We start from the raw sequence: 13,471 nt of genomic DNA on the forward strand, positions 1-13,471 counted from the left end.
TAGATCGGGGCAACGACGTCGGGCGGCGTATCCGTCGCGGGCGTCATCGAAGCCATGAGCTGCTCAATGGTCGGTTCCATTTGTTTCTCCTCTTGGGTGTAGGAAAGCCCCCGGACGGGCTTGTCCGAGGGCGTGAAAGATCAGGTGGGGTGTCAGTAGCCGATCGCGGTCCACGAGTAGGCGTGACGGCCAGCGGTCGTGACCCCCGGCAGCATCGCACGGAAGCCATTCCTGGTCATCGAGTCAAGGCAGAACTGCTGGGCATTCTTGAAGTTCCAGCCTCCCGACCCCGTCCCATACAACGGCGTGAGCGTGACAGATACGCACTCGGTCGGGAAAGGCGTCTGGAATGTCACAAAGTCAAGATATAGATTCCCGAACGCAACCTCCGTCGCCGATGTCGCGACCCTGCCCGCCTTGATGAGGCCATTCCGCACGCCGGCGCTCAGGCCACTGCCGACAGGCACGTCTCCTGTCGCCGCCAGCTCCATCTGCAGATTCGACTCGCCCGACCAGCGACGACCATCCCACACGCGGATAGCGTTCAGATCGGTCCTCCAGACATACACAGGCTGCGCAGGGGACGCGGTGAGGCCCACGCCCGCGAGCGCGGCGACGTACTGGGAGGCAGCGGTCTCGGACGCGCAGGCCTTGTACGAAGGAATGGACAATGACAGGTCGAGGAGATCCTGTCGGCGGGCCGGGTCGGTAGGGGAGGGCACCTTGTGTCCGCGCTGGTCCTGGTAGCTCATTGCGCACGCCTTTCTACGGGTTTAACTGGGAGCGTTTCTGTGTAGTCGATGTGGAGGGCCGCGCTATCGCCGCCCTTGATGATGCCGCCATAGGCCGCGCCGACGAGCGCGAGGCCAGCGCCAGCGGGGATCGTCTTTGCCAGGGCCGTGATGTCGACCTGTGCCTGCGCGGCGCTCACGTTGATCGTCTGCGTCGCGCCGATGGGCTGCGGACCCGACTCCGAGTAGGCGGTGGGCTGAATCACGAGCGCCCAGGGCGGGACGTGCGCCGCGGGTCGGACAGTGAGCAGCGCTCGGGTGATTGTGATTGTGCCGAGTGCTTCGAGCTGGCGCCCATAAGTGATGAGGCCCCGGAGCCGCTGGCCTGCGGGGTTGGTGCCCTGCCAGGCTCCGCCGTCTCCGTACCGCGACCAGCCGCCGGGTATCCAGGTGCCCATCCACTGCGGCGTGAGCACCGCGTGCCGTGCGACCGGCTTAGGCTCGGGAGTTTTCGGGACCGCCGGGAGCGGCCCTTCGGGTGACGGGGCAGGCCCGAGCGCATGGACGGGACGGCCCGTGTCCGGATCGAGGAGCACGTGCGCGGTTTTCACTCCCGCCCAGTTGACGGCGGTCGCGGGAATCTGGACCCCGGCGCCTCCGTACAGGGAGACAATGAGCTGGCGCCCTCCTTCGACGAGGTCGACGATCCGCGCGATCGCCGTCGTTGACCTGTCCGACCCGTACCTGGGAGGCAGATCATCCGGCGTAGAGGAGATCAAGTCCATGACGCGGATCGTCATAGCGTCACCTCCACGTCGGTTTTCTGCGTCCCCTTGTACGTGAGGGGAACTTCGTAGGCGGTCACGAGGCCCCAGAGGGTTTTCGGCTCAGCAGCTAGGACAGGCTGCGTGACGATCTCGATAGGCTGATCGAGCGCGACGCGCGGATCCGGTGCGTGCTCCACTGGGACTTTGACTTTTCTGCGGATCGACTCAGCGAGCATCGCCTCAGCGGTTTTCCGTGCCTGCTCCTGCGACGTGATGAGCGGCGAGGAGAAGAAGCGGGGGACAATTCCGTAGGGTCCGTCGGTCCTCATCGGGCCAGTCGTCTGATCCGCGACCGCCTGGAACGCCGGCGCGCCCTCGTCGTGTCCGTCCTGGCCGCGCGCGACGACGCGGTTATATACCTTGTCGCGCGAGACCTGGGACGAGACGCCGACGACTGTGCCGTCCAGGTCGTCCGTGAGTCGCAGCTTCGGCTGCGAGACCGGCGGTGAGACCGGCGGGGTCACGTACAGGATGCCGTCGCCGCCCTCGCGGATCGACGCGGGCCATGCCTTCGCGATCTCGTAGACCGCGTCGATCCTGGACTCTCCCCATGTCATCGAGGGGCACCAGCGATCAACGAGGCCGGTGTCGATCACGACGCCCATGTGCCCGCCGACCAGGCGACGGATCTCGGATGCGAGCGTTCCGTTCCACATGGGGGAAAGCGGCGTCGTTAGCCTGTCCTCTTCGAGGCGGTGCATCAACGATTTGCCGGTCACCCGCACTGTCGAAGGCCCCGGATCGACTGATGTGATGATGAATCGTCCGAGTTGGACGTCCCACCATCCGCCGCCGGGGATCACCGACGCGATCGTCAATGAGACGTGGAGCGTCTGACCGAAGCACGCGAGCGGGTGTGACGGGTCCGTTGGATCCCAGTCCCTCCAGGACTCATCCTCACTCGCCGACCCGACGCGCGGGACTGTGAGCGAGAGCGAGCCCTGCACCTGCTGAGTCGCGTCCCAGGAGACCGAGCCGTCCTCGACGGGTACCTCACCGAGATACTCGTCGCCTAGCCACGACTCGACCGTCGCCTGCAGCGTGTACGCGGAGTGCAGTAGGTCGTCTGGGATGCGCGCGTCCGGGCCGGTCAGGCTCATCTCTCCTCCTGCCAGATCGTGCGATCAAAGCCCTCCCACGTGAGGCGGCGCGCGTCGAGCGCCTGCCACGTGATCGCGCGACCGTCGAAGTCAGCCCACGTCGAGAGAGCGAGGAGAGTCGATGCCTGCGGCAGGGACGTGATCGTGCCCTTGATCGTCCATGTGCGCTCCGCGACGTCGATCCTTGGGGCGCGCTCCATCGAGACGGATGTCGGTGACATGAGCGTCACGAGGGCGACGTCGCACACGCCTGCCTGGCACTGCACGCAGTGCTCAGGGTTGTGGAACAGTGCGACTGGGGTCGGCGTGCCCAGCAGGAGATCGAGCGCCGGAGTATCCCGCCGGTTCGTGCGCGCCGTCAGCGAGACGGTGCCCGCGCCCATCGTCGGCGCATACACCATGACCGGCGTCGGCCTTCCGGGCACCTCGTGCTCGGTGACTCTCATCTTCTTCTCGCGCTGATCGGTCCCCTGCCAGAGCAGGTTGACCGGCATTTTGCCTGCCGTATCCGTCATGAGGGACAGTCCGCGCCAGCGGCGCACGACCGGCGATGACTCCACCTCGACGCCCCGCGACGTCGTCAGCCTGTACCGGAACTCTGTGTTGATCGGCGCGAGAGAATCGCCGATCACCCGCTGCTCGCCTGTTCCCGTCCACACGCCCGCACGGGGGATCCACTTGAAGCCCGTCGCGGCGACGCCTTCGACGTAGCATGCCGTGCCCGCAGGTGCGAGCGCCGCCGGGATGACGACCTGGACTCGCGGGGCCTGGCCGTCCTCGACGACCGCGACCGGCTCCCGTGTCATATCCAGCGCGGCCTCAACCTCGCGCGATGTAGACAGACCCTTCGAGCCCGTCCACTGGTGAGTGATCGCGCGCTGGGTGTAGCCGATCCTCTGCTGAGGTGTGTCCCCGTCGAAGAAGGCTGCAGCGTCAGCGACAGCCTCCTCGACGGTCGCCGCCGCAACGATCATCACGTCGTCCAGGTGTAGCCACCCTGGCTTGTTATCGCGCGCGCCCGAGGTGTAGACCTCGAAGCGCACGCGCGCCTGAGTGGCGCCCGCCGGGGCCACGTGGACCCACGTCGGACGGTCGCCCTCCGCGCTCGACGCGAGCAGCAGCGGCGCGGGCGCTGCCTGACTCCGGCCCGCGACCGTCCACTCGACGCGGACAGCGAGGCCAATCCCAGGACTCGTGCGAACAAGCGCCGACACAGCCAACGCCTGCCCCGCCGAGACCGGGACCGGGGACACGCCAGGCGTAGCGACCTGACCCTGCAGCTGCGCGGGCACGTCGACCACCAGATAGGTAGGTGACTGCCGCTGGTGCCCGCCCCACGCAGCAGTATCAGACGCGATCCGGAGCGACGACGGCGCGTACCTCGACCACCCGTTCGTGCCGTAGGCAAAAGATGGGTTAGGGCAGAGGTTTGTCCGCGTCATCATCGGCTCCTTCCTGCGAGCTGCTTCCTACGAGCGAGGACACCCGCGCTAATCCCCTCGACGTGCGCGCGGAACCGCACGCCGTCATCAAGGACCAGATTGACCTGGGCACCCTCCAGCGAGACCCCAGCACCCGCGCCACTAGCCGCGAGCGCGGACACGTCGGCCCACTGGCGGGCGGTGAGGATCGCTTCGCGCTGGCCGGTTTGGTTGACTGCGGCGGTGACTCCGTCGGGGAGCCAGCCTCCACGGTCGTACTTGCGTGCGCCGCCGTAACGTCCGACCGAGGGAGAGCCCCAGATCGCAGTCTTGCGAGCACTCAAGCCTGGGCGCGGCTCCTCGATCATCTGGCCGTTGCCCGCGTAGACGGCGACGTGCCAGGCTGGGGATCCCCAGTAGAGGAGGTCGCCGGGTGTCGCCGATCCCCAGGGGACGGGTGTCGAGCCGGACTGGTATCCGGCGGCGGTCAGGCGAGGCCAGCCGAGGCCGAGCTGTTGCGCGGCCCAGTAGACGAGGCCGGAGCAGTCCAGGCCGGGCGGGATGCCCGATCCTCCCCAGACATATGGGACGCCCATGAGAACGGCCTTCATGGCTGCGCCGACGAGGCCCGCGCCGCCCGAGAGACCGGACTCGTTCACCTTCGAGGTGAACAAGGACTTGAGGCCGTCGAACAGCATCGGCGGGATACCGTACGCCACGGACTCCCAGAAGCTACCGTCCTTCGGGGACAACAGATCGCGCGCCGGCTTGATGACCAGGTTCGCGATTGCTGCAGCGGGATCTGTGACGATCTCCGCGACCGCCTCCGTGGTCTCCTTGACCCAGTCAAGGGCACCGGAGAAGCCGCCCTTCACAGCGTTCCAGATGCCGCCGTCAGCGAAAGCGACTTCGCCGCGGCGGCGCCCTGTCTCTCCGACGGTCGCGAGGCCGGAGCCGCGCGAGGCGTTGACCCTGTCAAGCCAAGGCTTCCCGCCGAGAGCTCGCAGCGCGTCAGGACGGATGATGCCCTCACCGCCGGACAGACGAAGCGCGCCGCCACCGTCCGGCGAGAAGAAGTGGTAGATGTCCTTGCCCGGGGAGTACCCGGGCGTCATGGTGGAGAAAACGCCGCCGGTCGCGTAGGCCGGAATCGCCTTGACGTCGGGGAGCCGGACAGAGAGGCCAACCTTCGCGGCGATCGTATCGAAAGCCGCCTTAATGCCGTCACGATACACCGTCGTGATGACAAAATTGATGGGCTTTGCTGCGGCGCCCTTGACCTTCTCGAACACAGACTCGACCGACTGACGGAACGACTCGAAAGAGTCCTTCATGCCGCCGATAGCGTTCTTGATCGCGGGGAAAACGACGTCGATCAGGACGGAGGACGCGACCTGTACCGCCGACGAGATTTGATCCCAAACCGGCTTGATGACCGAGTCGTACAGCCACGTGAATGTGGGGCCGAGCGTCGAGGAGATCGCGCTGCCAATCGCAGAGAAGATCGGGGACAAAATTCCCCAGACCGTCTGGATCGCCGAGCTGATCCCATTCCAGGCCGTCGTCACTGTTGTCCATAGACCCTGGAAGGCTAGGCCGACCGAGCCTGAAATAACCGTCACCAGCAGATCGAAAAGCGGATACAGGACGTTGTTCCACACAGCCATGATGAACGTTGAGACGTTCGTCCAGACCGGCTCCACCACATCCTGCCAGAAGCTCCACAGCGCGGGCATGAGCGTGTCACGGAAGAAGCCCGCGAGCGCCTGCAGCGCCGGGTAGACGATCGCCCAGGCCGACTGCGCCGAGGACGCGAAGCCCTCCCACAGCGGCTTGACCACGTTCTCCCAGAGGGTTTGCAGGACAGGCCAGATGACCCGGGACACGATGGTCCACAGGGCCATGAGGGTAGGTCGGATGACGGCGGTCCAGGCGAGCGCGAGGCCCGAGCCGATCCCCTCAAACAGCGGCTGCAACACAGTCGACCAGAGGTTCTGGAGGCCCGGCCACAGCGTTCCGCTGATCCAGTCCCACGCCGCCTCAAGGGACGGCTTGATCTGCTCCGTCCACGCCCTGTAGGAGATCTCGCCGACCGCGAGGAGCGCGTCCCTCAGCGTGAAGAAAAAGTCCACGAGCGCCGAGTCCTCTTCGAGGCCGAAGAGATTGCCGTCGTAGTCGCCTGTGGTGAGGATGCCCCACGCCGACTCGATAGACGGCACGAGAGTATTCTTCGTGTAGTCGACGAAAGCGTCGACCACGGGCGTTACGTTTGTCGTCCAGAACTCCGCGATACCCGCACCCAGGGCGTTAATGGCGTTCGCCACGTCCTCGTTGGTGTTATACAGGTAAATGAGTCCTGCTACGAGTGCGCCGATAGCCACGACCGCAAGCCCGATGGGGTTCGCGGCCATAGCGGCGTTGAGCCCCTCCTGCACGAGCGTTGTGTTTTTAATCCACTCGATCACGGTCGTGAGCACGGAGAAGCCCCAGTAGGCGGCGACCGCGACCCCGACACCCTCACCCAGGGCGACCAGCAGGTCTTTGTGCTCCTTGATCCACCCGAAGGCGTCGGAGAACATGTCGGAGAGCCAGCCCATGAAGTCCGTAATCGTCGGCTTCATGTAATCGATCAGGTCTTTAAAGCCGCCCATGAGTGTTGCCTGCAGGTTGCCGGCGGCATTTTCTATACGGCTCGTGTCGCGCGCGGCGTTCGCCGCGACCTCATCGAAACCGAGGCTCAGCAACGCTTCGTTGAATTCCTCTGCGCTGATCTGGCCCTGGGTCATAGCGTCCCTGAAATTCCCTGTATATGCGCCAGCGTCGAGGAGGGCCTTCTGGATCTTGCCGGACGCACCGGGGATCGCGTTCGCGATCTGATTCCAGTCTTGCGTTGCCAGCTTCCCAGCGCCGTTGACCTGCACGAGGGCTAAGCCCACTTGCTTGTACGTCTCAGCATTGCCGCCTGCGACGGCGTTGAGGTTGCCCGCTGCTTCGGCGAGCTTGTCGAAGTCCTTGACGCTATTCGCCGCGAGCTGCGACGTAATGCCCTGAATATCCGAGAGATCGTAGACGGTCTCATCGGCGTATTTCTGCGCTGCGGCTCCCAGCTCCTCGATCCGATCCGGATCAATACCCGCGAAATTCAGCGTGTCCGCGAACTTCTGTGTCGCGTCTGACGCGGCGATAGCCTCGGAGACGAAGCCGCCGATGCCGACGGCTGCGGCCATTGCCGCCAGGGGTGCGATCGCGTTCTGCGCGAAGCCAGCCATAGAGGAGAAGCCCGAGCCAGCCTCGCGCGTCCCCCTAGCCGCTCGCTCCGCTGCCTGCGCGGCCTCGTCGAGGTCACGCGACGCAGACTCGACAGGGCTGCGGCTCCGGCCCGCCTCGGCACCCATCGTGGTAAAGCTGCGGCCCGCACCCTCTGCAGCCTTCTGCATGCCTCCTGTCGAGGCCTGCATGCTCTTCGTCATCTTGTCGACGCTGTTTTTCGCCTCAGTGGCAGCAGCGTCGATAGGCTGACTGATACTCTTGGCGACCTGCGCGCCGGAGGAGCCGACTCCTGAGCGCAGGCCGTTCGCCAGATCCTTACCGGCGTTCTGCCCGATATTGGGTAGCTGAGCCTTGGTGTCGGCCTCGACGGCCTTGAAAAACCCCTTCATGGAGGGAACCACGTCGACGTACAGTGTGCCCGCCTTGTAGACGCCTGCCATGCTGGGTTCCTCTCTGCAGTTATTCTGTGTCGTCCTCCCAGTTCGGGAGGAGGGCCTTCATGGCTTCATCTCGGAAGCCGTGAAGGTGATCGGTGCGTGCATCCTCGAGTGCGAGCTCGACCGCCGAGACCGGACGCGGATAAGGCTCCTTATGACCGAAGGCGCCGGCCACAAGATCGAAAATGTCCTGCAGGAGGCGCACGACCGGTGTCTGCTCACGCATCCGCGCCTCGGTGTCGTCGGCTGTCGCTTCCGTTTCTGCGACGCTTCGCGCGATCTCCTCGAAGGTGTCCGGGTCGTTGAGGATCGCGACGGTCGTCCTGCTCGTCGATCCGAGGCCGTCAATGAGGGCGAGCAGGAATCGCCAGCGGCGAGCGCGGAACAGGGCCGGTGCATCCCAGCCCTGCTCCGCTAGATCAGAGATGATCTGCCTCTCGTACCGACTCAGTCGGTCGTAGAGGCGTTGCCTTCCCCCGCGTCGCCCAGCATGCCCTGATAATGCTCGGAAGCCTGACGGATCAGGATGCCAAGCTGACGCATATTGAGCTTGCTGAGCAGGAGCTCCGCATCCTCGGCGGTGAGCCAGGTGCGGATCATCTGCGTCGGAGCTTTTGAGGACTCCATCGCTGCCATGAACTTTTCAGCGGCCTCGGGCGTGAGGCTCAGCGGATCCGGGAAGGCAATGACCTGGCTCCCGATCCCGAAAGTGAACGGCGCCGGGGCCGCAGCCTTCTCCAGCTTCGCAAGAGCATTGAACGTGAACGTGGGCTGAGCCTTGTCAGACATGTGTGATCTCCTAGTTATTTGTCTGGCGGTTTATTACTTGTTGAAGGTGGGAGGCGCGGGCAGCGTCGGCTTCTCGCCGCTGTCCTTCGAGTCGTCGATGACCTCCCAGCCCTGCGAGAGGAGCTGCGTCTGCTCGACCGCAGAGTCGGTCTCGCGCTGCAGCTTGATCGTGTTGCCGTCGTCGGCCTTGACTTCCTTCGTGAACTTCATGTGCGGTCCTATCCGTGAGGCGATCTCCATTAGGTGAGGTGTGACGGGCGGGCCGGAGGGAGATCAACTCCGGCCCGCCCGAGATCGAGACGCTCAGTTGGCCTGCTCGAAGCCGATCGCGTCGCGATGACGGATCGCGGCGCTGCCGCCGATGTAGTGACGGCAGGACGTACCTGCCGTCTCATCCATGAACGCAGCGAACTCCAGATCGAACTGGATCGCGTCGCTGGCCGCCCACTTCTCGTCCGGCAGGGACGAGAGCTTCACACGCGGGTAGCAGCGACCGACGATCCACTCGTCGGCGGCGGGTCCGTCTGCCATGACCATCAGGAGACGGTACTCAGCGAGAGCCGGGGTCGCGGCCTCGTCGAAAACGATCTCACCCGTGGTCTTGGACGCCTTGGTCTCCGAGAGATCGATGCCGTAGACCAGCTGCTGAATGGTCTTGCGGATCGGCTCAAGGACCGTGAACTTCACGGTCTTAGGCGCCTTGGTGAGGTCGGTGCGGACAGCCTCGGCATAGCCGAGCGCTTCCACGTCCTCCGTGTTTGCGTCGGCGGAGTTGGTAATGCCGTCGGTCGTGATGAGACCCAGCGGGAGGAAGTCCGTCGGGATCTCCTTGAGGGCGCCGCCCGCGTCGGTGATCGCCTCCGGGACAGTCGCCGTCATAGGTGCCAGGAACGCGAGCGCGTTCAGGCCCTTACGGACGTTGGTCGTGCGATTGTGCTTCTTCTTGAGGGCTTCGATGGTGGTCATGCGAGCCTTCCCTTCATGTCAGTTGATGTCATTCTGAGATGGGCCTGTGCGTGACCGTGGCCGTCATATGGACGACCTCGACAGCCTCAAAATAAGGCTGCACGCCCAGGGTTGAGTCGACCTCCACCGCATCTACCCAGCCGCGAGAGCCAGCGACCGGACGGACGCTGAGCGCACCCTCGATCTGGTCCGCGAGCGCGGATGCGCCGACGTCGGCGGGAGAGGCCGGTGTCTTTGCGTAGATGGAGATGGAGATCGTGTCGTCTCGGTCGTAGTCCCCCGGCTGGGTTTGTATGAGCGAGACGTGTGCGAGTGGGAGCGGCCCGTCGGTGAAGCCGGGTTGCAGGACTCGTGCGGTTGGGATGCCGGTCGCCGCGGTGATTGCATCGCGGATGACCTGGACTGCGTCGGTGTATGTCATGAGCGTCGCTTCCTCTTAGACTTCGAGCCGATCAGCTTGCCGAGTGTGTGCGCGCCCGGTACTGGGTTCCCGGCTTTGCTTCGGTGGCCGAATTCCACCGCGAGCGCGTGTCGGGCGTCGTTGTAGACTCTGCCGACGTCTCGTACAGGCCCGCCTTGGTAGAGCGGGGCTTTCGTTGTCTCTGCTTTGTATGAGTCTGCTAGGTGCCCGCCTTTGTCCGATGAGCCGCGAGGTGCGGCTGCGGCTGCGGCGGATCTGAGCTGCTCTGCTTCCTTGAGGAGTGCTGGCGCGAGGGCTCCGCTGCGTAGGAAAGCGTCGATCGCTTGCGTGTCGCGCTTGAAGCCGCTCACGTCGTCACCTCCGTTTGATGGTCACGGCCACGCCGCGCGGCCAGGGCGAGGGGTTGGACTCGACCTGCCATTTCCCGCCGAGCGGATGGGCACGCGGGACGACGATTGTGTCGCCGACCTTGAACTGCGCGTCCGGCGGGGCGTACAGCGTGGCCTGATCGTCCGACTGTTCCGACGTCGGCAACTCCAGGAGTCCCGGGACCGTGAACGCGCCGGGTGCGATGAGGCACCCGGGGATGAGACGCTCTGTACCGTCCTGCACGAGGTAGCCGTCCGCGTCGCGTCGCGTGCGGCCTTCTACCTGTACCGGGGTTCGCCACTTCTGCATCATCAGGACTCCTCCCGTGATGCGAGGAGGTCGATCTCGAGTGCGCGGCCACGGCCTGCGCCGAAAGCCCGGCGCTCAGCCTTGGTGAGATAGAGGTCGCCCGAGGGGTTCGCGAACGTCAGCTGCTGCGAGAACGGGCCGGTCGTCTCGGTTGCTGCTGAGATTCCCGTGAGACCTTCGTCAGCGAACGGCGCTGTCATCGCGCGCTTGACGATCGCGCAGATGACCCGGATGCGAGTGCCCGAACTGGCGGTCTGCCAGTTCGGGCACTCGTCCATCACGAGACTTTGCGCGTCCTCGATGAGCATGCTCACGCGCGCGCGTTCAGCGTCTGTCAGCGGTCGCCAGCGGGCCTCCAGGTCTCCTGGTGTAGCCCACGGTTCCATCTCAGGCCGCTGCTTCCTTGACGAGGGCGAAGCGGTCGGTGAACACGTACCAGGCGTAGACGGTCTCAAGGCGCAGAGCCACCTGGTTCTTGCGCTTGAGATCTCCCTGTCCGTCAGGGTCGCCGAACTGGATCAGCTCGACGGGCAGCTGGCGCTGGATACCCCAGCGGACACCGTTCGTGAAGTCGCCGACGATCGCGCGTACCTTGGTGTCGGTCGCCTCGGGGGTCGCGGAAACGGTGTTGCCCTGAGCGACCGGGACGCCGAGGAACTCGGAGACGTTCGTGCCGAAGCCCAGCTGCGGGTAACGCTGATCGGAGGTGTCGCCCGCGCCGTCCTTACGGCGCAGCTCCGAGAGCGCCCAGGAGAACTTCGGGTCGAAGGCAGCGCCCGTGACCATCGCCGGGTTCGTGCCGTTCACGACCTGACCGACAGCAGCGCGGAAGGCGACGTCGGCCTCAGCGGTCTTGCCCTTCATTTCGACGACCTTCGTCGACGCGGCAGCGAAGTTCGTCCACGACGCGACCTTCACGCCCGTCAGAGGGTTAATCGCGTGGTAGAGGCCGAGGTCAAGAGCGCGAGACAGTGCCTCAGCGCCGGCCTGTGCCAGCTCGTCGAGGACGCCGAGCTGGTAGTCCTCATCAGCCCACATGACCTCTTGAGAGAAACGCATAGTGACCTGCGCCTTGTGGGGCGCGACAGACACGGACGAGAACGAGCCCGTGGTCGATGCCTTATCGGCGCCCTCCTCGACGAACTCCGCCTTCGGCAGGTTGTCGAACACGATGATGTCCTGCTTGCCGAAGCGCATCGGCTTCTGCTGCGAGAGCAGAGCGACAGTCGACAGGGACTGAGACTTCTTGACCATGCCGTCCGCAATCTCGCGGGGCAGCAGCACGGACGTATTGGTTGTGTTGAAAATAGCCACAGTTGGCTCCTTCCGAGAAATGAGAGATTATTTCGAGCCGAAAAGCTCCTGCGCGAAAGCGCGGCGAGCCGAATCAGCGTCGGAGACACTCGGGGTTGCCCCCTGCGTCGGGATCACAGGCACCGAAGGCCGCGCCTTCAACGCCGCCGCGAGCGCGGAGGCGTGTGCGGCCAGTTCGTCCTTAGTCGAGCCGCGCAGCAGGTCGGCGGGGACTCCGACTTCCTGTGCGACGTCATTGCGGATCTTGTCGAGCGCCGCCTGAGCGTCGATCTGCGAGAGGCGCGCCTCGGCTTCGGCGAGCTTGCTCGCTGCGGCCTTGAGGTCGTCATAGTCGGCGAACTTTTCGCGCTCGCGAGCCAGTCGCGCGCCGATGACCTTGTCCAGTTCCTCCTGCGTCGTGATCGGCGTGAAGGCGTGACGGCCAGCGGTCGGGGCCGGGGCCTGGGTATCGGTCGCTTCCGTTGCGGTGGCTTCGGTGGTGTCGGTGTTGGTGTCGGTGGTGTGCATGGTGTCTCCTGGTGTCCGTACTTGTGTGGCGCCCGTCGGCGCTCATGGTTCCGCGATTTGCCCCTCGCGTAGGGGAAACTCAGCGGCCGTCAGATGCTTTTTCTGTCGGCGTTTTGCGACCGCCGGATCGCTTGCGCGTGTCCTCCTCGAACTCTCCGGCGTCGTACCGCTTCTTGATCGCCTCGGGGTCATAGCCCGCGATGTTTGCGGGCTTGCTGGCCCATGAGGGGACGACCTGGCAGTCGCAGTGCGCGTGGTATCGGTCGAACGCGCCGGCGGACTTTTCCGATGCGTAGATCCATCCGCGAGACGCGAGCATCATGCAGAACGAGCAGGTGACTGCTCCGGTCGGGACGCGGGCGAAGCTGACCTTCGCGGGATCCTTCGCCGCGGCGTCTGATACCGTCTGCCGAGCTGAGTTTTTCACCCAGCTCTCCGTCGATTCAGACAGCGCCTCCAGCGAGGCCTCAGCGTCTCCGGTGCTCGCCAGTGGGTTTAGGGCGCTGCGGATCCTTGCATGCACCGCCTCGATACGAGGCAACGGCGCGGGCTTCGGCGTGTAATCGCCGCGAGCGCCGGCAGCTCGTCGCAGGCGTTCGTACCACTCGACGGCGAGTTGCCCGCCGACGTTGCCGTATGCCTGCACGAGCTGAGGGAGGAAGTCCTCCAGTGCTTCGCGGCATGCGACGACGTCGGTCGTGTCGAGCGTTTTCCAGAAGCGCTCAAGGTCGCGTCTCGCGAGGCGTGCGCATTGCTTCTGGGCTTTGGCGAACTGCGTGATCTCTTTCCTGGTTCTTGACACGCGGTTCGCCTCTTCCCGTTACTTTGCTTCGAGCTTGTCTGCGTCTGCTTCGGGCATGCGCAGGGATACGGGGACAGCGCCGGTAAAGCGCAGGTCGTCGAGGCCGAGCCTCAGCGCTGCATCTTGCGGCTCAATGCCTGCGCGGATCGCGACGCCGAGCGCGTCGAACTTGGCTTTCAGCGCGACGGGATCCTCAGCTCCCCCCCCC

Annotated in this window: 16 protein-coding genes; all 16 read right to left on the reverse strand. The window is 65.0% G+C overall.

What is annotated here, in order from left to right:
- Positions 1-152 precede the first annotated feature (152 nt).
- Positions 153-752, reverse strand: coding sequence for a hypothetical protein (locus HMPREF1505_RS09815; RefSeq protein WP_034466111.1), 600 nt, complete (start codon positions 750-752; stop codon positions 153-155).
- Positions 749-1,531 (reverse strand): hypothetical protein, encoded by a 783-nt coding sequence (locus HMPREF1505_RS09820; protein ID WP_034466113.1) that lies wholly within the window; start codon positions 1,529-1,531, stop codon positions 749-751. Before HMPREF1505_RS09820 ends, HMPREF1505_RS09815 begins: the two co-directional genes overlap by 4 nt.
- Entirely contained in the window at positions 1,528-2,658 is a 1,131-nt protein-coding gene (locus HMPREF1505_RS09825) for a hypothetical protein (RefSeq protein ID WP_034466115.1), read from the reverse strand. The genes HMPREF1505_RS09820 and HMPREF1505_RS09825 overlap by 4 nt, the downstream gene beginning before the upstream one ends.
- Complete coding sequence (locus HMPREF1505_RS09830) at positions 2,655-4,103, reverse strand: hypothetical protein (protein ID WP_036924996.1); 1,449 nt, start codon at positions 4,101-4,103, stop codon at positions 2,655-2,657. Before HMPREF1505_RS09830 ends, HMPREF1505_RS09825 begins: the two co-directional genes overlap by 4 nt.
- Positions 4,100-7,789 (reverse strand): tape measure protein, encoded by a 3,690-nt coding sequence (locus tag HMPREF1505_RS13670; protein WP_051404727.1) that lies wholly within the window; start codon positions 7,787-7,789, stop codon positions 4,100-4,102. Before HMPREF1505_RS13670 ends, HMPREF1505_RS09830 begins: the two co-directional genes overlap by 4 nt.
- Positions 7,790-7,808: 19 nt before the next feature.
- Positions 7,809-8,012, reverse strand: a complete 204-nt coding sequence (locus tag HMPREF1505_RS09840) for a hypothetical protein (RefSeq protein ID WP_034466120.1) — start codon at positions 8,010-8,012, stop codon at positions 7,809-7,811.
- 221 nt (positions 8,013-8,233) lie between these two features.
- Positions 8,234-8,575, reverse strand: a complete 342-nt coding sequence (locus tag HMPREF1505_RS09845) for a hypothetical protein (RefSeq protein ID WP_034466123.1) — start codon at positions 8,573-8,575, stop codon at positions 8,234-8,236.
- Positions 8,576-8,608: 33 nt separating this feature from the next.
- Positions 8,609-8,785 carry a hypothetical protein gene (locus HMPREF1505_RS13205; protein WP_155807174.1) on the reverse strand — a complete coding sequence of 59 codons (177 nt, stop codon included), beginning with the start codon at positions 8,783-8,785 and terminating at the stop codon, positions 8,609-8,611.
- Between the two features lie 93 nt (positions 8,786-8,878).
- Positions 8,879-9,541, reverse strand: a complete 663-nt coding sequence (locus tag HMPREF1505_RS12695; RefSeq protein WP_051404728.1) for a hypothetical protein — start codon at positions 9,539-9,541, stop codon at positions 8,879-8,881.
- A gap of 28 nt (positions 9,542-9,569) precedes the next feature.
- Positions 9,570-9,962, reverse strand: a complete 393-nt coding sequence (locus HMPREF1505_RS09855; protein ID WP_034466126.1) for a hypothetical protein — start codon at positions 9,960-9,962, stop codon at positions 9,570-9,572.
- A 354-nt stretch (positions 9,963-10,316) separates the two neighbouring features.
- On the reverse strand, positions 10,317-10,643 hold the full coding sequence (locus tag HMPREF1505_RS09865; RefSeq protein WP_034466129.1) for a hypothetical protein: 327 nt from the start codon (positions 10,641-10,643) through the stop codon (positions 10,317-10,319).
- Positions 10,643-11,026, reverse strand: a complete 384-nt coding sequence (locus tag HMPREF1505_RS09870) for a hypothetical protein (protein ID WP_034466131.1) — start codon at positions 11,024-11,026, stop codon at positions 10,643-10,645. Before HMPREF1505_RS09870 ends, HMPREF1505_RS09865 begins: the two co-directional genes overlap by 1 nt.
- Position 11,027: 1 nt before the next feature.
- Positions 11,028-11,954, reverse strand: coding sequence for a phage major capsid protein (locus tag HMPREF1505_RS09875; RefSeq protein WP_034466133.1), 927 nt, complete (start codon positions 11,952-11,954; stop codon positions 11,028-11,030).
- A gap of 27 nt (positions 11,955-11,981) precedes the next feature.
- On the reverse strand, positions 11,982-12,461 hold the full coding sequence (locus HMPREF1505_RS13210; RefSeq protein ID WP_051404729.1) for a hypothetical protein: 480 nt from the start codon (positions 12,459-12,461) through the stop codon (positions 11,982-11,984).
- 79 nt (positions 12,462-12,540) lie between these two features.
- Positions 12,541-13,263 (reverse strand): hypothetical protein, encoded by a 723-nt coding sequence (locus HMPREF1505_RS12705; protein ID WP_051404730.1) that lies wholly within the window; start codon positions 13,261-13,263, stop codon positions 12,541-12,543.
- Between the two features lie 18 nt (positions 13,264-13,281).
- A partial coding sequence (locus HMPREF1505_RS13350) for a hypothetical protein (RefSeq protein WP_036924998.1) occupies positions 13,282-13,471 on the reverse strand: 190 nt, incomplete at its 5' end.

It is taken from the genome of Prevotella sp. ICM33, from assembly GCF_000517825.1.
In the GTDB taxonomy this organism is placed as follows: Bacteria; Bacteroidota; Bacteroidia; order Bacteroidales; family Bacteroidaceae; genus Prevotella; species Prevotella melaninogenica.